This window comes from Corynebacterium sp. HMSC076G08, from assembly GCF_001811515.1.
Lineage (GTDB): Bacteria > Actinomycetota > Actinomycetes > Mycobacteriales > Mycobacteriaceae > Corynebacterium > Corynebacterium hiratae.
The window spans coordinates 1,393-21,907 of the sequence record NZ_KV805064.1 but is presented as its reverse complement, the minus strand read 5'-3'; the positions used below and the strand labels follow the sequence as shown (position 1 = coordinate 21,907).

29 protein-coding genes are annotated in these 20,515 nt (G+C 60.1%); 11 read left to right on the top strand and 18 right to left on the bottom strand.

Going from position 1 to position 20,515, the window contains the following annotated elements; all coding sequences use genetic code 11:
• Nucleotides 1-20: 20 nt before the first annotated feature.
• Genes HMPREF2806_RS08885 through HMPREF2806_RS08875 form a run of 3 tightly spaced genes read left to right on the top strand, consistent with a single transcriptional unit; the run spans nucleotide 21 to nucleotide 2,979 of the window.
• Entirely contained in the window at nucleotides 21-938 is a 918-nt protein-coding gene (locus HMPREF2806_RS08885) for a carbohydrate ABC transporter permease (RefSeq protein ID WP_080975136.1), read from the top strand.
• On the top strand, nucleotides 938-2,272 hold the full coding sequence (locus HMPREF2806_RS08880; protein ID WP_070517407.1) for an extracellular solute-binding protein: 1,335 nt from the start codon (nucleotides 938-940) through the stop codon (nucleotides 2,270-2,272). The genes HMPREF2806_RS08885 and HMPREF2806_RS08880 overlap by 1 nt, the downstream gene beginning before the upstream one ends.
• Nucleotides 2,273-2,283: 11 nt before the next feature.
• A complete protein-coding gene (locus HMPREF2806_RS08875) occupies nucleotides 2,284-2,979 on the top strand; it encodes a DUF1868 domain-containing protein (RefSeq protein WP_049157342.1) in 696 nt (231 codons plus the stop codon).
• Between the two features lie 65 nt (nucleotides 2,980-3,044).
• Here HMPREF2806_RS08875 and HMPREF2806_RS08870 read toward each other — a convergent pair whose 3' ends face one another.
• The 7 genes from HMPREF2806_RS08870 to HMPREF2806_RS08840 form a co-directional block, all read right to left on the bottom strand.
• Nucleotides 3,045-3,674 carry an HAD family hydrolase gene (locus HMPREF2806_RS08870; RefSeq protein WP_049157344.1) on the bottom strand — a complete coding sequence of 210 codons (630 nt, stop codon included), beginning with the start codon at nucleotides 3,672-3,674 and terminating at the stop codon, nucleotides 3,045-3,047.
• Nucleotides 3,675-4,119: 445 nt separating this feature from the next.
• On the bottom strand, nucleotides 4,120-4,905 hold the full coding sequence (locus HMPREF2806_RS08865; protein ID WP_070517404.1) for a formate/nitrite transporter family protein: 786 nt from the start codon (nucleotides 4,903-4,905) through the stop codon (nucleotides 4,120-4,122).
• Nucleotides 4,906-5,069: 164 nt separating this feature from the next.
• A complete protein-coding gene (gene rplE / locus HMPREF2806_RS08860; protein WP_046648471.1) occupies nucleotides 5,070-5,621 on the bottom strand; it encodes a 50S ribosomal protein L5 in 552 nt (183 codons plus the stop codon).
• A 1-nt stretch (nucleotide 5,622) separates the two neighbouring features.
• On the bottom strand, nucleotides 5,623-5,937 hold the full coding sequence (rplX, locus tag HMPREF2806_RS08855; protein WP_005527724.1) for a 50S ribosomal protein L24: 315 nt from the start codon (nucleotides 5,935-5,937) through the stop codon (nucleotides 5,623-5,625).
• 4 nt (nucleotides 5,938-5,941) lie between these two features.
• The gene (gene rplN / locus HMPREF2806_RS08850; protein ID WP_046648472.1) at nucleotides 5,942-6,310 is read right to left on the bottom strand and encodes a 50S ribosomal protein L14; all 369 of its coding nucleotides are present in this window, start codon (nucleotides 6,308-6,310) and stop codon (nucleotides 5,942-5,944) included.
• A 458-nt stretch (nucleotides 6,311-6,768) separates the two neighbouring features.
• Nucleotides 6,769-8,772 carry a sucrose-specific PTS transporter subunit IIBC gene (locus tag HMPREF2806_RS08845; RefSeq protein ID WP_070517403.1) on the bottom strand — a complete coding sequence of 668 codons (2,004 nt, stop codon included), beginning with the start codon at nucleotides 8,770-8,772 and terminating at the stop codon, nucleotides 6,769-6,771.
• A gap of 109 nt (nucleotides 8,773-8,881) precedes the next feature.
• Nucleotides 8,882-10,180, bottom strand: a complete 1,299-nt coding sequence (locus tag HMPREF2806_RS08840) for a glycoside hydrolase family 32 protein (protein WP_070517402.1) — start codon at nucleotides 10,178-10,180, stop codon at nucleotides 8,882-8,884.
• Nucleotides 10,181-10,201: 21 nt separating this feature from the next.
• Between HMPREF2806_RS08840 and HMPREF2806_RS08835 the strand changes: the two genes are divergently transcribed.
• Both HMPREF2806_RS08835 and HMPREF2806_RS08830 read left to right on the top strand, forming a co-directional pair.
• The gene (locus tag HMPREF2806_RS08835; RefSeq protein ID WP_070517487.1) at nucleotides 10,202-11,077 is read left to right on the top strand and encodes a carbohydrate kinase family protein; all 876 of its coding nucleotides are present in this window, start codon (nucleotides 10,202-10,204) and stop codon (nucleotides 11,075-11,077) included.
• Nucleotides 11,074-11,466: a hypothetical protein gene (locus tag HMPREF2806_RS08830; RefSeq protein WP_046648475.1), complete on the top strand. Its 393-nt coding sequence runs from the start codon at nucleotides 11,074-11,076 to the stop codon at nucleotides 11,464-11,466. Before HMPREF2806_RS08835 ends, HMPREF2806_RS08830 begins: the two co-directional genes overlap by 4 nt.
• Nucleotides 11,467-11,557: 91 nt before the next feature.
• Here the strand turns inward: HMPREF2806_RS08830 and rpsQ are convergent, their stop codons facing one another.
• The 11 genes from rpsQ to rpsJ are packed head-to-tail and all read right to left on the bottom strand — an operon-like array spanning nucleotide 11,558 to nucleotide 16,733.
• Entirely contained in the window at nucleotides 11,558-11,839 is a 282-nt protein-coding gene (rpsQ, locus tag HMPREF2806_RS08825) for a 30S ribosomal protein S17 (protein ID WP_010189641.1), read from the bottom strand.
• A 2-nt stretch (nucleotides 11,840-11,841) separates the two neighbouring features.
• Nucleotides 11,842-12,072 (bottom strand): 50S ribosomal protein L29, encoded by a 231-nt coding sequence (gene rpmC / locus HMPREF2806_RS08820; RefSeq protein WP_046648476.1) that lies wholly within the window; start codon nucleotides 12,070-12,072, stop codon nucleotides 11,842-11,844.
• Entirely contained in the window at nucleotides 12,072-12,488 is a 417-nt protein-coding gene (gene rplP / locus HMPREF2806_RS08815) for a 50S ribosomal protein L16 (RefSeq protein ID WP_010189643.1), read from the bottom strand. The genes rpmC and rplP overlap by 1 nt, the downstream gene beginning before the upstream one ends.
• Nucleotides 12,489-12,491: 3 nt before the next feature.
• Nucleotides 12,492-13,238, bottom strand: a complete 747-nt coding sequence (rpsC, locus tag HMPREF2806_RS08810; protein WP_049157353.1) for a 30S ribosomal protein S3 — start codon at nucleotides 13,236-13,238, stop codon at nucleotides 12,492-12,494.
• Complete coding sequence (gene rplV, locus HMPREF2806_RS08805) at nucleotides 13,238-13,600, bottom strand: 50S ribosomal protein L22 (RefSeq protein ID WP_010189645.1); 363 nt, start codon at nucleotides 13,598-13,600, stop codon at nucleotides 13,238-13,240. Before rplV ends, rpsC begins: the two co-directional genes overlap by 1 nt.
• Nucleotides 13,601-13,603: 3 nt before the next feature.
• Nucleotides 13,604-13,882 (bottom strand): 30S ribosomal protein S19, encoded by a 279-nt coding sequence (gene rpsS, locus HMPREF2806_RS08800; protein WP_010189646.1) that lies wholly within the window; start codon nucleotides 13,880-13,882, stop codon nucleotides 13,604-13,606.
• 13 nt (nucleotides 13,883-13,895) lie between these two features.
• Nucleotides 13,896-14,732 carry a 50S ribosomal protein L2 gene (rplB, locus tag HMPREF2806_RS08795; RefSeq protein WP_010189648.1) on the bottom strand — a complete coding sequence of 279 codons (837 nt, stop codon included), beginning with the start codon at nucleotides 14,730-14,732 and terminating at the stop codon, nucleotides 13,896-13,898.
• 39 nt (nucleotides 14,733-14,771) lie between these two features.
• Nucleotides 14,772-15,077, bottom strand: coding sequence for a 50S ribosomal protein L23 (rplW, locus tag HMPREF2806_RS08790; protein ID WP_042529293.1), 306 nt, complete (start codon nucleotides 15,075-15,077; stop codon nucleotides 14,772-14,774).
• A complete protein-coding gene (gene rplD / locus HMPREF2806_RS08785) occupies nucleotides 15,077-15,739 on the bottom strand; it encodes a 50S ribosomal protein L4 (protein ID WP_010189650.1) in 663 nt (220 codons plus the stop codon). The genes rplW and rplD overlap by 1 nt, the downstream gene beginning before the upstream one ends.
• On the bottom strand, nucleotides 15,736-16,392 hold the full coding sequence (gene rplC, locus HMPREF2806_RS08780) for a 50S ribosomal protein L3 (RefSeq protein WP_046648479.1): 657 nt from the start codon (nucleotides 16,390-16,392) through the stop codon (nucleotides 15,736-15,738). The genes rplD and rplC overlap by 4 nt, the downstream gene beginning before the upstream one ends.
• A 35-nt stretch (nucleotides 16,393-16,427) precedes the next feature.
• Nucleotides 16,428-16,733 (bottom strand): 30S ribosomal protein S10, encoded by a 306-nt coding sequence (rpsJ, locus tag HMPREF2806_RS08775; protein WP_003848085.1) that lies wholly within the window; start codon nucleotides 16,731-16,733, stop codon nucleotides 16,428-16,430.
• 648 nt (nucleotides 16,734-17,381) lie between these two features.
• Between rpsJ and HMPREF2806_RS08770 the strand changes: the two genes are divergently transcribed.
• From HMPREF2806_RS08770 to HMPREF2806_RS08745, 6 genes are read left to right on the top strand one after another with little or no spacing between them, the layout of a single operon-like run.
• Nucleotides 17,382-17,879 (top strand): Asp23/Gls24 family envelope stress response protein, encoded by a 498-nt coding sequence (locus HMPREF2806_RS08770; protein WP_046648480.1) that lies wholly within the window; start codon nucleotides 17,382-17,384, stop codon nucleotides 17,877-17,879.
• A gap of 1 nt (nucleotide 17,880) precedes the next feature.
• Complete coding sequence (locus tag HMPREF2806_RS08765) at nucleotides 17,881-18,186, top strand: hypothetical protein (RefSeq protein WP_070517401.1); 306 nt, start codon at nucleotides 17,881-17,883, stop codon at nucleotides 18,184-18,186.
• 32 nt (nucleotides 18,187-18,218) lie between these two features.
• Nucleotides 18,219-18,413, top strand: coding sequence for a hypothetical protein (locus HMPREF2806_RS08760; RefSeq protein WP_010189668.1), 195 nt, complete (start codon nucleotides 18,219-18,221; stop codon nucleotides 18,411-18,413).
• Nucleotides 18,413-19,297, top strand: coding sequence for an Asp23/Gls24 family envelope stress response protein (locus tag HMPREF2806_RS08755; protein WP_232745387.1), 885 nt, complete (start codon nucleotides 18,413-18,415; stop codon nucleotides 19,295-19,297). The genes HMPREF2806_RS08760 and HMPREF2806_RS08755 overlap by 1 nt, the downstream gene beginning before the upstream one ends.
• Complete coding sequence (locus HMPREF2806_RS08750) at nucleotides 19,294-19,872, top strand: DUF6286 domain-containing protein (RefSeq protein WP_070517400.1); 579 nt, start codon at nucleotides 19,294-19,296, stop codon at nucleotides 19,870-19,872. Before HMPREF2806_RS08755 ends, HMPREF2806_RS08750 begins: the two co-directional genes overlap by 4 nt.
• Entirely contained in the window at nucleotides 19,865-20,431 is a 567-nt protein-coding gene (locus HMPREF2806_RS08745; RefSeq protein WP_070517399.1) for an Asp23/Gls24 family envelope stress response protein, read from the top strand. Before HMPREF2806_RS08750 ends, HMPREF2806_RS08745 begins: the two co-directional genes overlap by 8 nt.
• Nucleotides 20,432-20,515 lie beyond the last annotated feature (84 nt).

The window sequence follows — 20,515 nt, the reverse complement described above, 5'->3', positions numbered from 1 at the left end:
TTTGAAAGGAGGAGCACGCGATGTCTCACGCCTCAGATACCCCGCACAAAAAAGTGAAGCAGGTCCGCCGACAAAAGCGCTCCCAATCTTCCCAATCGACTCCTAGCCCCAGTTCTCAACTGCGCTCACCGTTGATGACTGCGCTCATTTGGGTCTGGTTACTTATTGCCTGCATCTTTATCATATTTCCTGTCGTCTACGCGTTCGTCGGCTCTATACGTTCCACAGCAGATATTCAAGCCGGCATCCAAACACTGTTCTTTGGTGATTTCGTCGGTTCAAACTATCCACGAGCATGGGAGCAGTCCCAAGTTGGTCAACAGCTTGTGAACTCACTGATTGTCACGGTTTGCCAAACCGGAGGCCAATTTATTACATCGGTTCTTGCGGCCTTTGCCTTGGCTTTCGGCCGTATTCCCATGCCTGGGAAGATCCTCGGTTTCTTTCTTATCCCCATGATGATTCCATCCGAGGTCTCGGTGATTGGTAACTATCTCACCGTGAGTGAGATGGGCCTATACGACACAGTCATCGCAATTTTCCTTCCCTATGTCGCGTCATCCTTCACAATCTTCTTGTTCTATCAAGCTTTCAAGCAGTTTCCCAAGGAAATCTATGAAGCAACGAGGCTCGAAGGTGTTGGAAGGATTCGGTTCCTCTTTACTTTCCTTCTCCCTTTGAATCGTTCGGTATGCATGACTGCGCTAGTCACCGGCGCAATTGCCGCCTGGAATGGCTATATGTGGCCATTGCTTATCACCCAATCCCCGTCCGTACGCACCATTCAGCCGGGTATCAAAGCCTTGGCGGATGAAACTGCCGTTGACACTGGCCTTGTGCTCGCTGGACTTCTCATTGCAGCCTTGCCCACAATCATCCTCGTGGTATTTGGCCAAAAGTACCTGAGTCGCGGCCTCACCGAAGGAGCTGTCAAGTAATGCCATTTTCTTCCCGCACAAAGGTGTTGTCTGTTGTCGCTGCCGTGGGTATCCCAGCTTTTGGAATTGCCGCCTGCGGCTCATCTTCTGACTCAGTGCCAAGAAATGAAGCCGGCGAAATTGTGGTGAACTTCTGGCATTCTTCTTCAGGCGCCTCTGGCGAGACGCTCCAAGCAATTGTTGACCAATTCAATTCGGAGCACGAAGGCGAGTACGAAATTCATGCTTCTTACCAGGGAGCATATGAAGACTCGATTTCCAAGTTCATAGCCTCGGTCCAAACTGGCCACTTACCAGCACTCATGCAAGCTAGCGACATTCAAAGTCGCTTCATGATGGACTCAGAACTCGCTATCCCGGCTGAAGACTTGGCACAGGAAAATGGCGACTATGACTTCAATGATCTTGTTCCCGTCGTCGCCAACTACTACAAGATGGGAGACAAGATTTACTCGATGCCAGCAATGGTGTCTCAACCAGTCTTGTACGTCAATGACGAAGCCCTCGCAGAAGCTGGTATCAAACCATCCTCATTGAGCACCACTGAGGGGCTCATGGAAGCTGTGGAAAAGCTGCACGGCAAGACTGGCCGATCTGGCTTAACTTTCCATCACTCAGGCTGGTATGTCGAAGAGATGGCAGCCATGTTGGGCAACGAGTTTTGTACACCAGAGAATGGCACTACCTCGGAAAAGGCTTCAACGTTCAAAATTGACGACCCGCAACTTGTCGATATGTGGACGACGATCAGTGAGCTCTACAAAGAGGGCGCCATCCATGATGCGGGCAGTGATGGTTCTGCAGCCACGGGCGCATTCCTTAGTAAAAATGCTGCCATCCAGATGAACTCCTCTGGTGGTTACGGAAATGTCGCCGAGGCAAACCTCGATTGGGATTGGTCCATTCACGCCTTGCCACGAGATACAGACGCCGCTGGCGCAGTTCCTGGAGGAAACTCTCTGTGGGTGATCCAAGAAGGTACTTCCAAAGAAGAACAAACCGCAGCTTGGGAATTCATGAAGTTCGTCGGCTCGGATGAGATTCAAAAGAAGATTTTTGACGAAACCGGCTACCTACCGACTACAACTTCAGCCATGGATTCTCTGACCGATCTAAGCCCCCAGCAAAAGTCGCTGCTAGAGCAGTATGCTTCTACGCCAGTCAACACTGTTACCGCTGGGTGCCATACCGGCGCCTTGAATGACGCTCGTAAGTCCTATAGCCAAGCCATGTCTGCCATCGCCAATGGCAAGGACCCAAGGGCAGAATTCGAAACTGCTCAAGAAACGGCTGATTCTGCCATTGCCTCCTACAACAAACGCGCAAGTAAGTAGGTACTAGTTCAATGACTAAGATTGCCAATCCCCATACTTGGGAAAAGTTCACCGAACGCGGCGATGTTCGTCGCCATCCTGGTTCTACCTTTGTTGCACATGTTCCTGAAGGCTCTGAGTTCCAACAACTTGAAATTAGAATTCAGGACGATATTAAGTCTAGAGGTTGGGAAGACGATTACGGCTTCACCATTCCATCCAGCTTCCACATGACCCTCCTCAATGGTCTCAAGCATCAAGCTTTACTCGATCAGAAAGAAGCTTGGCCAGCTTGGCTCAGCGATGCCGATGATTTTCCTGATTCGGTTGTCCGGATGCGTCAACGCCTCGTTGAAGCCAACATTGAAGGGCCCAAGGCTCTTGCGGTGCACGCTGTAGAGATGTACCCACTCGCCAAACACCTGACCATCAAATTGAAGCCAGCTGATGAGTCGGTTCGTCAAGAGATCGAACGATTTCGTTGTGATGTTGGAGAGGTGCTCGAGATTCCCGTGACAAGCCTTGAGCACTACCAGCTACACTCCACTTTGGGTTACCGCCTTACCCAGGCAGAAGGAAACCTGGAGGAACTCTCTGAGGCCGAGGAACTTTATAATTCCTGGTTACAGGAGATGGGCGTTATCAACCTCGAACCTGCTTTTTTCTCCTTGTTTAACGATATGCAGAGCTTCCCGCCTTTGCTCTACTTCAATCCGAGAGAGGGGTAGACAATAGAGAATGCCCTGGCTTCACATTCTGGTGAGGCCAGGGCATTCCTTTCGGTGGGGTAACTCTAGGTCAATACATTAGCTAGAACAGTGCGTGCAGGCACCACTCCTCCCCACAGCTGTCCTTGCCAGCCAAACGCCTGGGCACCTTCAATGTTTACGGGGCGATCATCAAAGAACACAACATCTTCACGCTTGTGGGGGCCAAAGGATTTCTCAATTTCCTTTTCGGCTATACGAAAAATCTCTTGACTCGGTTTGGCAACCCCGACCTCGGACGAGAACACCTGTGCCACAATCTCCTGCGCCCACGGAGAAGTCCTTACCGCCTTAGCCATCGAATGCGGTGCATTGCTCAAAAGTGCAACTGGCACCTCAGCGGCATGAAGTTCCGCAAGGAAGTCCGAAGTCTCGGAGGTAGTCGCAGAGTTACGCTCCCCGTCGAGGGCTCCCAATGCTGCAGAATCAACGTGCTCAATCTCAGCGGAGGAAAGCCCCGCATCGAGAAGGACCTTCGGCCAATACTCCTCGTCTGACATCCCCAAGTCATAAGCATCGCGATGGGCCCAATACGCGTTCATTAACGACTCCGTATCCACTGACAATCCGCACTCGGTAATGAAGTTAACCAGGCGCGGAACCCTATCTCCCTCCGGCACCAACACCTTGCCAATATCAAACACAACGATCGTCATAGCCTCTCCTCAAACCAAAAGAATTTTCTCACTGACTCCGCACACTTCAGTACGTACGAATCACAGTGTAGCGCCCGAATTTTCCGGCTGACCTGGCGTAATAGAAATTTTGGCCGCAACAGAAAAGATTCATCTATAGGCCATCTTGGCTGTTTACTTGTCGTTAATCTGCGCTAGATGGGCTTAGCGTTGCGCTTAAGAAGGGAGAGATCTTGCCCGTATTTCCACACCACGAATAGCGGCACTGTCAGTCTTCTTAGCCCCGAGACTCGGCACCTTTCCCGTGTCATCGTCTACTGAGGGACTCTCGAAGAAGCACGGAAGATTGACTGGATGAACCGTCGACTAACCAGACCGTTGCGCGAACCACGAGCTGCGTGGCCCTAAGAGCCCTCTACGATTCAGAAATTCCTCCCCGGGCAGTTCGCCCGAGGCAGTGAGAAGACTAGTCGCGGTACGCTTCCGGGCCGGAGTTAAGCCAGGCGTACACGCCACCAATAAGGAAGCCGCCGCCGATAAGGTTGCCGACCCACACGATGGACCAGTTGAGCAGCACCGCGCCGAGGGTAAAGCCCTCCGGCAGCGGGCTGGCGCAGAAGAAGGCCAGCAGCATGAGGCAGAAGTTTGCAATCACGTGCTCCAGGCCCAGTCCCACGAAGCAGGCAATGATCGGCACGATGACGAAGAACTTGGACACAATGTCCTTCGCAAAGACCGCGCCCACAATCGCCATGTTGACCACGAAGTTAGCCAGGATGGCCTCCACGAACATACCGCCCGGGCTCTTGGTCAGCTTGCCCATCGACAGCGTGGCAATGAGGTGATTCGGGTCAATACCACCCAGCTTCGCTGACACCCCCATGGCAGCGGCAAAGAGCACGACGCCCACCAAGTTAAACAGGGTGGTGACGACCAAGAGCCACATTCCCTTGCCCCAGCTCACATGCTTGTTCACGGCGCCATAGATCATGAACATCATGTTGCCCGTCGCCAAGTCTGCACCCAAGATAACGATGGCAAAAAGGCCTAGGCCGAAGAGGCTGGCAAAGACCAACGAGCCTAGTCCTTCCGCATGCTTCTCGACGCCCATCCCCATCACCGCAGCAAAAGCCGTACCGATGGCAAGATAGACGCCCGCCAGGGTGGAGCGCACGGCGAAGCGGGCGAAGGACTCATCGAGCAACGTGACCTTCTTCGTCACGGCCGCCGCAGCAGCATCATTCAGGGACATCACTTACCTCACTGGGGAACACAGACTTTTCAGACGCTCGTAGTCTACTCCCCACGTCAGACATACCCATTGCTCAGGGGAGACGACACCCCAAAAAGGGCGCAGACGCAAAAATTCCCCCGGAGCTCCTTCACGGAGTCCCGAGGGAATTATTCAAGCGCTATTTACTTGAACGGGAAGCCGAGCTCGCGCAGGAGCTTGCGGCCCTCCTCGTCGTTGGTAGCGGAGGTCACGACGGTGATGTCCATACCACGCGGGCGGTCCACCTTGTCGATGTCGATCTCGTAGAACATGGTCTGCTCGGTGAGGCCGAAGGTGTAGTTGCCGTGGCCGTCGAACTGCTGGTCGGAGAGACCGCGGAAGTCGCGAATACGCGGCAGCGCGATGGTCAGCAGGCGGTCCAGGAACTCCCACATACGGTCGCCGCGCAGGGTAACGCGTGCACCGATGGGCATGCCCTCACGGAGCTTGAAGTTAGCGATGGACTTCTTAGCGCGGCGTACCTGCGGCTTCTGGCCGGTGATAGCGGTAAGGTCCTCGAGAGCACCGTTGATCATCTTGGAGTCGCGGGCAGCGTCGCCCACACCCATGTTGACAACGACCTTGGTGACGCCCGGAATCTGCATCACATTGTCGTACTTGAACTCTTCGTTCAGAGCCTTCTTGATTTCCTCGCGGTAGCGGGTCTTCAGACGCGGAGTGTAGTTCTCGCTCATGTTAGATGTCCTTCCCGTTGCTACGTGCGATGCGGACCTTCTTGCCGTTTTCGTCGAAACGGTAGCCCACGCGGGTCGGGTTGCCCTCGGAGTCAACGATCGCAACGTTGGACACGTGGATCGGAGCTTCCTGGGTAACGATTCCGCCGGACTCGGCGCCACGCTCGGTAGCGGAGTTAGCAACGTGCTTCTTGACGCGGTTGACGCCCTCAACGAGGACCTTGTCGCGCTTCGGGTATGCCTCGATGACCTTGCCCTTCGCGCCCTTGTCCGGGCCCGAAATAACGATCACCATATCGCCCTTATGAATCTTCATAAGATTAGATCACCTCCGGTGCGAGAGAAACGATCTTCATGAAGCGCTTGTCACGAAGTTCGCGAGCAACCGGGCCGAAGATGCGGGTACCGCGCGGCTCGTTGTCACCCTTGAGAATAACTGCGGCGTTTTCATCGAATGCGATGTAGGAGCCGTCCGGACGACGGGTCTCCTTCTTGGCACGGACGATGACGGCCTTGACGACATCGCCTTCCTTTACGTTGCCACCCGGGATGGCTTCCTTGACAGTGGCGACGACAATGTCACCAATGCCAGCGAAACGTCGAACGGAGCCGCCGAGAACGCGGATGACGAGGATCTCTCGTGCACCGGAGTTGTCGGCGACGCGCAGACGCGATTCTTGCTGAATCACTATGGGTCTCCTGACCTGGATTAACGTGCGTCAAGATTTCCGTCCTTGACACACCTGGTCTACTTGCTTACGTGGCACAGGCTGTGCGACGAACTCGCTGTTCACAGCGGTCGAAGGGTCTCGGTGCGGCGATTCGGAAACGCATCGCGCTGCACCGACCGGCCATATGCAACCCATACATTCAAGCATGCTCGCCGCCGTTTCCCCAAATCGCGCGCTGCACCACTTCCCTGCTCCATGGCACACCCCGGCTGCCCGACGAGGCCCCCATCGGCATGTCCCCCTCGCGCATGCGCCCCCCTAAGACGCAAATGTACAGACCTGGAAGTGCAGACCTGCTGGTCGTCGCTAAGCACTGCTTGGCGCTTGACGACGCCCTCCTGCACATCTGCACTTCCAGGTCTGCACTTTTAGGAGCGGCGGGCGAGGGCTTTAGGCCTTCGCCGTGGCCGGAGCTCCTAGGCCTTCTCCGCTGAGGCGGCGGCAGTTTCAGCTGCAGGCTCTGGTTTCGGGTCCACCGTCAGAAGCTCATCGCCGAAGGAGATCTCCTCGCCCGCGGCATAGGCCGGGAGGACCGGACCCGTCTTCTTCGAGTTGGAGACGACGACCGGCGTGGTTACCGGGTAGTCGGCGGCCTTGATTGCCTCGATATCGAACTCGCACAGCAGGTCGCCAGCCTTCACCTCATCGCCTTTGGAGACGTGCGAGGTGAAGTGTTCGCCCTTCAGGTTCACGGTATCGAACCCGATGTGCATGAGGATGTCCACGTTGTTGCCGTCGGCGTCCTTGCCGCGCACGGCATACGCGTGTTTGGAGGGGAAGGTGACGGTGACCTTACCGTCGATCGGGGAGACCAGACGCCCCTCGGAGGGTTCGACGGCCGCGCCGGCGCCTAGCTTGCCCGCCGCGAACATCGGATCCGAGACCGACTCCAAAGCGATAGCAGTACCAGCCAGCGGGGAAGCCACGCGATAGGCGTTCGGGTCCGCGGTGGCAGCAGACACAGCGCCGCCGGCACCAGTGGCAGCACCGGTCTCATCCGGGTCGATGGAACCGTTCTTGGCAATCAGGTAACGGCCATAGGCAAAGGCCACGCCGAAGGAAAGGAGCAAAGAGGTAAAAGCGCAGATGAAGAACTGCGTGTAGTCCTCGGGACGCATGGACACGAAGCCGATGAAGCCGGCGGCGCCGAGGGCGGTGGCTTTGACGTCGAAAAGCGCAATGAGCGTCGCAGCAATCGCGGACGCGCCCATACCGATGTAGAACGGCCAGCGCAGTCGCAGGTTCACACCGAAGATGGCGGGCTCGGTGATGCCGAAGAGCGCCGACACACCCGAAGCACCAGACAGGCCCTTGAGCTTCTCAGAGCGGGCCAGGAAGTAGACCGCCAGGGCCACACCACCCTGGGCAATGTTAGCCACGGAAGCCACCGCAAAGATGAAGGAGCCGCCCTCGTTCCACAGCATCGTCTCAATCGGCGGGAAGGATTGGTGCAGACCCGTGATGACGATCGGCGAATAGAAGAGACCAAAGATGAAGCCGCCCACCGGGCCGGCGAACGTGTAGAGGTCATTCAGGCCAGCACCCAGCATGTCGCCAGCGGTGCGCAGCACCGGACCCACCGCAATAAAGGTGATAAAGCCCGTCACCAGCAACGTCAGCAGCGGGGTAAGCAGGAAGTCCACCGTGCCCTTGAGGTGCTTGTGCAGGAACTTCTCAATCGTGGCAAGAATCCAGGCGATGACGAGGATGGGCAGGATGGAGCCTTGGTAGCCGGCTTGGGCCACGTCGAGGCCGAAGATGTTCCAGTAGGTCATCTCCCCCGCTTCGATGGTCGCGGCTACCTGGTAACCGTTGACCAAGTCCGGCATCACCATCGCCATAGCCATGCCGGCGCCGAGGAACTCGTTGCCGCCAAAACGCTTGGTGGCGGTAAAGCCCACCAAAATAGGCAAGAACGCAAACGGCGCGGAGGCCAAGAGGTTAATAAGCCCGGCAACATCGGCCATAGCCGGGAACATCTCAATGACTGACTGCTCGCCAAAAAGGCCGTTGACGGTAAGCACGTTATTGAGCGCCATGAGCAGACCGCCACCGACCAGAATCGGGATGAGCGGCACGAAGATATCCGCGAGGACCTTCACCGCGCGGGAGAACCAGTTGCCGGAATCGGCGGCGATGTCCTTGAGCTTGTCCGTGGAGACCGCGATGTCCTTGGTGGTTATCTTGTTGAGCTGGTCGAAGACGATGTTGACATCGCCCGGGCCAACGATGACCTGGAACATACCGCCGGCCTCAAAGATGCCCTTGAGGTCCGGATCGTTTTCCAGCGCAGCCTTGTCGACCTTCTTGCTGTCTTTGAGCACCATGCGCAGGCGGGTGGCGCAGTGCGCGAGCGCCACGATGTTGTCTTCGCCGCCGATGGCTTTCAGGATTCGCTCCGCGACTTGTGAGTGATCCATGCCGCCGTGCCTCCTAGAGTGAGATGAATTATGTAGTGTCACCTTCCATTAGACACGCCACCCCACAGAAAGCCAAGCATTCGGGCACAAATATAGGAAGATTCACACCCTATCGGGCTTCCCAGCCCTTCCAGCGAGCGCCGCTGGCACCAAAAACCGCCGACGCCCCCGCAATCCGCCCATCGCCCGCAAAGACCTCCACCGCGCAGCCATCCGCGATGAGTTCCAGGGAACCAGCCGGACACGGCACGACGCGCCCATCACCGCCGCAAGCCAAGCGGAGTTCTCCCCCGCCGTAGGTGACGCGGAAGGCTTCGGCCCCGGAGTCGTCGACAAGCGCGTACGTGCCTTCGCCTGCCTGAAGCATTGCAACCGAGTCGTTCTCCGGCAGCTCCCAGACTGGAGCTTGGCGCAGCCATCCATCCTCCAACCACACGCGCCGCGGCAGAGTGAGCGTGTGGACCCACCCTTCTTCCACGGTCGGGGTGTCATCCTGCGCCGGCAACCCCATCCACCCCAGCATGATGGCCTCGCCGTCCTTCTCCACCAGCTGTGGTGCATAGAACTGGTGGCCATAGTCCAGCTCACTAAAACCACGCTCCACGTGGAAAACCGTGCCATCGAGTCGACCCACGAGGTAGCCGCACTGGTCGGAGGAGGCGTAGTGGGTGGAGCCGTCGGCAAGCACCGGCTCGAGACCTTGCGGGCAGATGACCAGGACGTCCTTGTCCTCGCCCGTAGCGCGGTCACGCAGCGTCACAAGGTTGGGGCATTCCCACATGTAGCCGCCCGGCACGAGGTCAGGGCTGAGACCAGACTCAGCGCCAGAGGTGTCGAAGGTGATAGCCCCCTGGAAGGACCAGTGCGCCAAGTCCGTGGAGCGGTAGAGCACCACGTGCCCCGTTTCATCCTCCGCTTGCGCGCCGAGCACCATGCGCCAGCCCGCATCATCACGGGTGATCTGGGGATCCCGGTAGTGCCCCGTGAACCCCTCCGCGGCCCCATTGATGAGCGGGTTCGCCGGGTCATGTTCGTAGAAACCACCTGCCGGGCCGGAGGGGTCCACCACGCGCACGCGGTTCTGCGAGGGAATCCGTACGCCATCGCGCTTGAGGTTGCCGGTATAGAACAGCCAGACGTCCTCGCCGTCGACCACTGCGCCGCCCGAGTAGCAGCCGTGGGCGTCATGCTCACGGATGGGATACAGCGCGTCCGGGTAGTGTCGCCACGGTTGCGCGGCGACCAGCGATGCTACGGCGTGCCCCCACCCCGTTTGTTTCTTAGCGTGTGGGAAGCACGGGTCGTGCTGGTAGTAGACGTGCAGAGTATCGCCATCAAGGAAGATTCCGTTCGGGTCATTCAAGCGGCCGGAGGGCGGGGAGAGATGAAAAAGCGGACGGTAGTTCATGCCCTCGATAGTATGGGCTCTATGGACACTATGGTGTGTGGCGAAGGCCTCGTTGATCTTGTGCCGCGTGGCCGCGGGCAGCTGGCTGACCTCCAACCGGCGTTGGGTGGCGGCCCCTTCAACGTGGCGGTGGCAGCCGGGCGATTGGGCGCTGACGTGGGCTTTCAGTCCCGTCTATCGAAGGACGCATTCGGCTGTGCGCTGGAGGAGCGTCTCACCGAGGAGGGCGTGGACACCTCCCTTGTGCAGCGCGGCGAGGAACCCACCACGCTGGCGGTGTGCAACATCGCCGACGATGGCTCGGCCACCTATTCCTTTTACACAGAAGGTACTGCCGACCGCTTCGTGGAGCCCGCGCTTGCCGACGTCCCCTGGGCCTGCTTCGGCACCGTCTCCCTAGCGCTGGAGCCGGGCGCCTCGCGTTATGCCGCGCTTCTCCAGGACTTGGCTGCGCGCGGGACGAAGGTGGCGCTGGACCCGAACATCCGGCCCTTCTTCGCCACTGCGGAGCACCGCGAGTTCCTGCTGAGTCTGCTTCCTCACGTCACGCTGCTGAAGCTCAGTGAAGAAGAGGTTGATTTCCTTGGGGCTGGGGCACTGGAGCAGGTACCGGTGGTGGTCACCACGCGCGGGGCGGACGGGCTGAGCGTGCGCACGGCGTCGGTGTCGTTGGAGGTCCCGCCGGTGAACGTCGAGGTGGCGGACACCATCGGCGCGGGCGACACGGTTATGGCTGCACTCCTGACTCTTCTGGCGGAACGAGACGGGAATGCAGCCGAGCTCAGCGCCGAAGACTGGCGCGAGATCCTGCAGTTTGCGGCGGCTGCCGCGGCCATCACAGTCTCACGCACCGGCGCCCAGCCGCCCACACGCACCGAAGTAGAGGCACGGCTATGAACTATCCCCTGCGCACAGCCGTCTTAAACGCGGTCCTCCTCGTTCTCGTCGCGATATGTTTCCTCCTGCCGGTATTCTTCGGCACCTCGGCCCTGCTCCCGGTGCCCGTCGCGGCCTGGACATCGATCATCCTTGCCGTGCTAGCGCTTATCGACGCCTCCTACCACGCCTTCTCCCCCGCCCAACGCCCCACCCGTGGCCTCCGCGCGCTCACCGCCCTCGGGGCGGGCACGCTCATCGCAGGCTGGTTGGTCTGGGTTCAGATCTTTAACACCATCGACGTGACCAGCACTACGCCCTACCGCATCGGCACGTTCCTTCTCGCGGTCGGCACGGTGCTCAATGCGTTTTGCCTTGCCATTGCGCTCACATACCGCGGCACGCGCTAGAGGAGCTGGTCTCGTAGAAGAGCGCCTTGCAGGATCAAAAATAGCCCCCACGGTTATCGTGGGGGCTATTCACGTAGAAGAGGGCTAGATATTACTTAGCCTTCTCCACGATCTCGACGAGACGGAAGTGCTTGTCCTTGGACAGCGGGCGAGTCTCGGCGATGAGAACGCGGTCGCCGATGCCGGCGGTCTCGTTCTCGTCGTGCGCCTTAACCTTCTTGTTAGTGCGCATGATCTTGCCGTAGAGGGCGTGCTGCTTGCGGTCCTCGAGCTCGACAACGATGGTCTTATTCATCTTGTCGGAGACAACGATGCCGGTGCGGGTCTTGCGAGCGCCCTTTTCCTTCTTAGTGTTCACGTTTGCCTCACTCATGATTAAGCCTCAGCTCCCGGAGCAACGGACAGGCCCAGCTCGCGCTCGCGCAGAACGGTGTAGATGCGGGCAATGTCGCGCTTAACCGTGCCGATGCGGCGGTTGTTGGTCAGCTGGCCGGTGGCCTTCTGGAAACGAAGGTTGAAGAGCTCTTCCTTCGCGTCCTTCAGGCGGTTCTCCAGCTCAGCATTGTCGAGCTCGCGGAACTCGTGGGCGGGGGTACCGTTAGCCATTAGAACTGGTCCTCCTTCTTGATGATGCGGACCTTGCACGGAAGCTTCTGACCAGCGCGGCGCAGGGCCTCGATGGCGGTAGCCTCGTTCGGGTAGGTCATCTCGAAGAGGATGCGGCCCGGCTTAACGTTGGCAACCCACTTCTCGACGGGACCCTTACCGGAACCCATACGCACGCCGAGCGGCTTCTGGGTCAACGGACGGTCCGGGAAGATGTTGATCCACACCTTGCCACCACGCTTGACGTGGCGGTTGATGGCAATACGTGCGGCCTCAATCTGGCGGTTGGTGATGTACGCCGGCTCGAGAGCCTGGATGGCGTAGTCACCGAAGTTGATGCGGTTACCGCCCTTGGACACACCCGAGCGGGTCGGGCGGTGCTGACGACGGTACTTGACGCGCTTAGGAATCAGCATGGATTAGCCCTCCTGCTTCTGCTGTGCGCGCTGGCGACGCTGGCCACCACGACGCGGACGACCGTTGCGGTCACCGCGGCCACGGCCCTGCGCCGGAGCGTTCAGTTCGGACTCGCGGACGCCACCGACAACGTCACCCTTGTAGATCCACACCTTGATGCCAATGCGGCCGAAGGTGGTGTGGGCCTCTGCGGTGCCGTAGTCGATCTCGGCGCGAAGGGTGTGCAGCGGAACGCGACCCTCGTGGTAGCGCTCGGTGCGGGACATCTCAGCGCCGCCCAGACGACCAGCCAGGAGGATCTTAATACCCTTAACCTGCGGCTGGCGCATAGCGGACTGGATGGCCTTGCGCATTGCGCGGCGGAAGGCCACGCGGTTAACCAGCTGCTCAGCGATGGACTGTGCAACCAGGTTTGCGTTGGCGTCGACCTGCTTGACCTCGAGGATGTTGAGGGCGACCATCTTGCCGGTGAGCTTCTCCAGCTCGCGGCGGATGCGGTCAGCCTCAGCACCGCGGCGGCCAATCACGATGCCCGGGCGGGCGGTGTGAATGTCCACGCGGACGCGGTCGCGGGTGCGCTCGATGACGACGTCGGCGATGCCGGCGCGGTCGAGGCCCTTCTCCAGGTACTCGCGGATCTTGATGTCTTCGGCTACGTAATTTGCGTAGTCCTTATCGGCGTACCAGTGGGTCTTCCAGTCGGAAGTGATGCCCAAACGTAGGCCGTGAGGATGGATCTTCTGGCCCATTACTTGGCCCCTTCCTTCTGGCTCTCGACAACCACGGTGATGTGGCTGGTGCGCTTACGAATCATGAATGCGCGGCCCTGTGCGCGCGGCTGGAAACGACGCATGGTCGGACCCTCGTTGGCGTATGCCTCGGAGATGACCAGGGTGCGCGGATCGAGACCGAAGTTGTTCTCAGCGTTGGCAGCTGCGGATGCAACAACCTTGGCAACCGGCTCAGCGGCGCCCTGCGGAGCGTACTTCAGGATTGCAAGTGCCTCGGCTACGGACTTACCGCGGACCAGGTCGATGACGCGGCGTGCCTTCATCGGGGTAACGCGGACGTAGCGAGCCGTTGCGGATGCGGAGGTGATGGTGTCACTCATCGCTTATCGACGTCCCTTCTTGTCGTCCTTAACGTGACCCTTAAAGGTCTTGGTGGGTGCGAACTCACCGAGCTTGTGACCAACCATGGAGTCCTCGACGAACACCGGGACATGCTTACGACCGTCGTGGACGGCGAAGGTGTGACCGATGAAGTCGGGCAGGATGGTGGAGCGGCGAGACCAGGTCTTGATGACCTGCTTGGTGCCGGCCTCGTTCTGAGCATCAACCTTGTTGAGGAGGTGCTCATCGACGAACGGGCCCTTCTTAAGGCTGCGTGGCATTGTTTACCTCCTCTTAGCGCTTCTTGTTCGGGCGACGACGGCGCACGATCATGTTGTTCGAGTAACGGTTCGGGTTGCGGGTGCGGCCTTCCTTGTGGCCCCACGGCGACACCGGGTGGCGACCACCCGAGGTCTTACCCTCACCACCACCGTGCGGGTGGTCGACCGGGTTCATAACGACACCGCGGACGGTCGGGCGGACGCCCTTCCAACGCATACGGCCGGCCTTGCCCCAACGGATGTTCATCTGGTCAGCGTTGCCAACCTCACCGACGGTGGCGCGGCAACGGATGTCGACGCGACGAATCTCGGAGGACGGCATACGCAGGATGGCGTACTTGCCTTCCTTACCCAGCAGCTGGATGGAGGCACCAGCGGAGCGAGCCAGCTTAGCGCCAGCGCCCGGCTTGAGCTCCACAGCGTGGATGGTGGTACCGGTCGGGATGTTGCGCAGCGGCAGGTTGTTGCCAACCTTGATATCTGCGTTCGGACCAGCCTCAACGATGGTGCCCTGCTTCAAGCCCTTCGGGGCGATGATGTAGCGCTTCTCGCCGTCTGCGTAGTGCAGGAGGGCGATGTTAGCGGTACGGTTCGGGTCGTACTCGATGTGAGCGACCTTTGCAGGGATGCCGTCCTTGTCGGTACGACGGAAGTCGATGAGACGGTAACGGCGCTTGTGGCCACCGCCGATGTGGCGGGTGGTGATGCGGCCGTAGTTGTTACGACCACCAGTCTTGCTCAGCGGGCGCAGCAGGGACTTCTCCGGGGTCGAGCGAGTGATTTCCTCGAACTCGGACACGGAGGATGCGCGGCGACCCGGAGTTGTCGGCTTGTACTTACGAATAGCCATAATTCTTCCTTTTCCTTATCGGCTCTTTAAGCCGTTCTGCTAGCTAGCAGAACCGCCGAAGACGTCGATGGAGTCGCTGCCTTCACGGAGCGTCACGTAGGCGCGCTTGGTGGACTTACGCTGACCGAAGCCGGTGCGGGTGCGCTTGCGCTTACCTGCACGGTTCACGGTGTTCACGGAAGCAACCTTCACGCCGAAGATCTGCTCGACGGCATCTTTAATCTGGGTCTTGTTGGAGTCCGTGGAGACGTAGAACGTGTAGACGTTCTGCTCCATCAGGCCGTAGGACTTCTCGGACACAACCGGTGCGATGATGACGTCGCGCGGGTTAGCGAGCTTAGCCATTACTTCTCCTCCTTAGCTTCCTCGGCGGCGCCGGTAGCGCGCTCGACGAAGGTGTGCAGAGCCTCAACGGAGAACACAACGTCGTCCGAGTAGAGAACGTCGTAGGTGTTCAGCTGGCCGGCGTCCAGGATCTGGACGTTCGGCAGGTTGTTGGCGCTGCGGCGAGCATTGATGTCCTCGCGGCCGATGACCAGAAGAACATTCTTGCGGTCGGTGAGGCGCTCGATGAAAGCCTTGGCCTGCTTGGTGGACGGGGTCTGGCCCGGGACGAGCTCCTCGATGACGTGGATGCGCTCGTTGCGTGCACGGTCAGACAGTGCGCCGTAGAGAGCAGCCTTGATCATGCGCTTCGGGGTGCGCTGGGAGTAGTCACGCGGGACCGGGCCGTGCACGGTGCCACCGCCGGTGTAGTGCGGAGCACGGATGGAGCCCTGGCGGGCGCGGCCGGTGCCCTTCTGGCGGAACGGCTTGCGACCACCGCCGCGGACCTCGCCGCGAGTCTTGGTCTTGTGGGTACCCTGACGAGCGGCAGCGAGCTGTGCGTTGACAACCTGGTGCATCAGAGCAATGGATGCCTCGGTGTCAAAGAGCTCGGCCGGCAACTCAACGGTGCCGTTGGTCTTACCGTCAGCGGTCTGGACGTCTAGCTTGAGGTTGCTCATGCGTGTGCACCGCCCTTCACTGCGGTCTTAACGGTGACGAGGCCACCGCGCGCACCCGGGATAGCACCCTTGATGAGCAGCAGGTTGGACTCGGCATCAATCTTCTGAATCTTCAGGTTCTGGGTGGTCACGCGGTCCTGGCCCATGCGGCCAGCCATGCGCTTACCCTTGAAGACGCGGCCCGGGAACGAAGCGCCACCAATGCCACCAACGCGGCGGTGAGCAGCCTGGTTACCGTGGGCAGCGCCCTGGCCTGCGAAGCCGTGGCGCTTCATGGCGCCAGCGTAGCCGTGACCCTTGGTGGTGCCGGTGACGTCGACGAAGGTCACGCCCTCGAAGATATCCACCTTGACCTCCTGGCCGACCTCGTATGCGGAGGTATCGTCCATGCGGATCTCAGCGACGTAACGGCGCGGGGTCACGCCAGCCTTCTTGAAGTGACCGGTTGCAGGCTTGTTGACCTTGCGCGGGTCCTTCTCGCCGAAGGCAATCTGGATGGCGTTGTAGCCATCGGTTTCTACAGTACGGATCTGGGTAACCACGCACGGGCCAGCCTCGACGACAGTCACCGGCACAACGCGGTTCTCCTCGTCGAAGACCTGGGTCATGCCGAGCTTGGTGCCCAGAATTCCCTTGATCTCGTTTTCACTCATTGTTTGTTCTCCACCAAATACGTTGTGTCGATCGCTTACTGGATATTCACGTCGACGCTTGCCGGAAGGTCGATGCGCATAAGGGCGTCAACGGTCTTCGGGGTCGGGTCGAGAATGTCGATGAGGCGCTTGTGAGTGCGCATCTCGAAGTGCTCGCGAGAGTCCTTGTACTTGTGCGGAGAACGAATAACGGCGTATACGTTCTTCTCGGTTGGGAGCGGCACCGGGCCGACAACACGAGCACCCGTACGGGTAACGGTCTCGACGATCTTCTTAGCAGAAGCGTCGATGGCCTCGTGGTCGTAGGCCTTCAGCCGAATGCGGATTTTTTGTCCCGCCACGCTTATCCTCTTCCTCGCTTCCCCACTTTCACATTCCCGGCCTATCCGGGGCGTGAAGCGGTGGGAAATTGCTTCTCGATTTCTCTATAACGTTGTCCGGGCTGGAAGCCATGGCTCAACGCCAGTTGTCTGACTGTCATGACGACCACGAGAGTGACTTAAGGCAAAAGCCCAGAGTGCAGTGCTCGTGACGGGGTACAAGACCCGTAGTCAAAGTAAATAGGAAGAAGACTGGGGCGTTAGATCTCAATGATCCGCAACCAAAGTCTTATTCATATACTGCCGCTGTTTATTTGCCATGCCCCTTCTCCGGTCCATCTTCTCGGGATTGTCTCTGCTCAAGCGCGGACCTAGCCCGATCGGATGACCTTCGCGTGTAGTTCCAGAAGAACTCCACAACAAAGGTGTCATGTTCGCCTTACCAGCAACGACGCCCTACAGGCTGAAGCCTGCGGCTACGCCGCTGTGTTAAAGCAACCCCTGTATTTAAGCACGTAACCTCGCGTTTTCCAAACTCCTGCAGAAACAGTGGGTAACATCACGTTTTGGCCAAGGATTGACTCTCCGCCGCCCCGCGGACCGCGTTCGAGGTTAAGCTCGTGGCGTAGATACAGACCTACATCAACTACACAGTGAGAGGGATCCACCATGGCTGAGAACACCACCCCCAAGGACGTCGCCGAGCAGACCGCCCCGGCTAACGACGCCACCCCGGCCCCTGCCCCGGAGCGCAACAAGAACCTGGAGACCGATTTCGGCACCACCCGCATCGATGATGTCGTTGTGTCCAAGATCGCCGGCATCGCTGCCCGCGAGGTTTCCGGCGTCGCCGCCCTCGGCGGCGGTGGCGCCCGCATGATGGGCTCCATCCGCGAATCCTTCGGCGCTTCCGAGGACGTCCGCCAGGGCGTGAGCGTCGAGGTGAACAACGGCACCGCTTCCATTGATATCGCCATCATCGCCGAGTACGGCGTGGCCATCCACGAGCTCGCCGAGGCTATCCGCCGCAACATCATGAACGCGGTCGAGCGCATGACCGGCCTGTCCGTGGACCGTGTCGATGTCGTCGTCCACGACGTCAAGCTGCCGCGCGAAGAAGACGAGTCTGCCGAAACGGCCCCGGCAGTTACCCAGGGCCAGGCATAACGTGACCTCTGCCGAGCTCACCCTCCCCATTGCCACGTCCATAGCGGAGGCGGTGACGGATCTGAGGGGCGTCGCCAAGCTTTCGCCCGGCCGGTTCGGGGAGGTCGCGCTGCTCTTCCCCGGTGAGCGCGTGCATGGCATCCGCCGCCCCAGCCCGCAGGATGACACGCACCTAGAGCTGCACCTCGTCGTTGATGTCAGCGCTGGCGTCCCCCTCGCCGAGCTTGGCGACGCCACCCGCACCACCGTCCGAGCCACCTGGCCCGCGGTGCGCCGCGTGGACGTTGTCTTCGACGACGCGGTCTAAAAGGAACCGACCCACAGAACTAAAGGAAAACCATGAAGAATTACACCTCCCTCGGCGTGATCGCCGGCTTGGTTCTGGCCTTTTTCATCTACCTCGGCGTGTGGTACGTCGCGCTCGCGGTGCTGCTCGCCGCAGTCGGTGGCGTGATTGGCGCGCATTTCGACGGCCGCATCGACCTCACTGCGGTATGGAAGGGCGTGGTCGGCCAGGATAGAGGCCGAGGCTAGTGAGCACCGCCAAACACGGCCGCACCCGCTTTTCTCTGCGCGCGATGGAGAAGGTGATTAGCTCCGCCATCGCGAGTGTGCCGGGAACCGCGGCTGTCGACGCCAAACTTGCCGGCCTGGCCGGCCGCGCCTTTCCGCGCGTGATGGCGCAGATGGATCCGGATACGCAGATGGTCGCTGTCGACGTCGATATCGCCGTCTACTGGCCCTCCCCCGTCACCGACGTTGCAGCGGCCGTTCGCACGGCGATACGAGAGGCCGTGCGTGATTTCACCGGTTTCCGGACCACCCGCGTCAACGTCACCGTGGGTGGCGCCGTGGCAGGCGAACGCACGACTGCCTTGGCGGTCGAGACACGGGCGCCGCTGCCGGCGCAGATCCCGGCGATTGTTCCGGAGCGTGTCCTCAAGCCCATCACCACCGCGCACGGCGCGCCCGTGCGCCACATCGAGGTCCCACGCGAGGCTACGGTACGTGCCGTGGCGGCACCGGAGGGACCGCGGGTGCGGGGTGTTGCCGCGCCATCCGAGGTTGCGGTTCGCACGGAAGGTTTCGGCCCTTCAGAGCAGCGCTACGACGAGCTTCGGCCAATTCGCACGCCAGCGCCGCGGCCGCTGCGTGCTATTGCTGACCCCGCACCCGTCAACGTTCGTTCGGTGGCGTCGCCCCAGGAATTCGCGTTGCGCCGCATCACTACTCCCCGCCCGGTCCAGCCGCGGCACGTGGAAGTTCCGCAGGCACCAGCGCTGCGCTCCCCGCACGCCGAGCCGCTCCAGCTGCGCCCGATTGAGATTCGGCCCTCGGCCCAGTTCACACGCCGGGTAGACGTCCCGCGCCCGGCGCCGCTGCGCGCCATCACGATCAACGATAGGAGGCCATTATGAGTGAGAGCTCCCTGCCCGTTGGCTTTGGTCAACGCCCGAAGGCCTCCCCGCCGGCGCGCGGCTGGACCATCATCCTGGGCGTCGTCCTGCTCGTCGCCGCCGTGGTCGTGGGGCGTGAGGCCTGGGTCGTGGGTGCCGATGAGGGCGCTGCGTCGTGGTTGCAGCCGTTCATCGATGTGATGTCCTCCCCGGAGATCCACGGGTGGATGCTGGTGGCCGGCGGTGCGGCCATCCTCATCGGACTGTTTTTGTTGTGGGCGGCGTGTGCGCCGCGGAAGACGACGCACGTGCGGATTGACTCCGAGGATGCGTCGATGTGGTTGCGCGCGGTGGACATTGCGCGGGTGGCGTCGGCAACGGCGCGTCGGGTGCCAGGAACCACGGCGGCGCGTAGTAGGGCGCGGATCTCTAAGGACCAAGCGCGCATAACGGTGACTGCGACGGGCGATGCCGACGACGCGCAGCTTAAAGAGCGCGTGACTGAGGCGGTAACCGCAGCACTCGCGGCTATTACCCCGGCTCCGGACATCACCGTGGTGATTGAGGACGAACAGGAGGAGATCGCTAATGTCTAAGGCGCTTGCCGGCGTGGACCGTACGATCCTTGCCATTGTGGGAGCCCTTCTCATTGCTCTGGGCGCGTGGCCGATTCTCATTCACTTCGACGTGTCCTTTGCCACCTACCTGGCAACGTGGGTTGACCACGACACATGGGCGGGCTTACCGGAGCAGGGCTGGTGGCCCTATGCGCTGGGCTTGGCGACGATTGTCTGCGCCCTAGCCGGTCTGTGGCTTGTGATCAGCAACCTGCGGCACCATCGGTTTAGCTCGGTCTCTTCGGAACAATCGAATGAGGAGGGCGCGATTAAAACTGAGATGTCCGCTATTGCAGGCGCGGTGGCGGATACCCTCGCTGAGGTTGAGGGCGTGGAGAAGGTCTCGCGGCTCGTCGCCTACGACCGCTCGCGGCCGACTCTGCAGTACGAGGTCCTGGCGGATCCCGATACCCCGATCCTGCGAATTAAGGACGCCATCGAGGTCAACGACCGGGACTTCCGTGCCGCGTTCCCTGACGTGGATGTGGATACGCGATACAAGGTCCACTTCACGAAGGTGCGCAACGCGGTCCTCTAGATACCACCTACCCTGCTCACAAAACTACTCGTGAGCAGGGTTTTTCTTCTTCCGGTTGCGGGGTTGCGGGTGCTGGTTTAATCT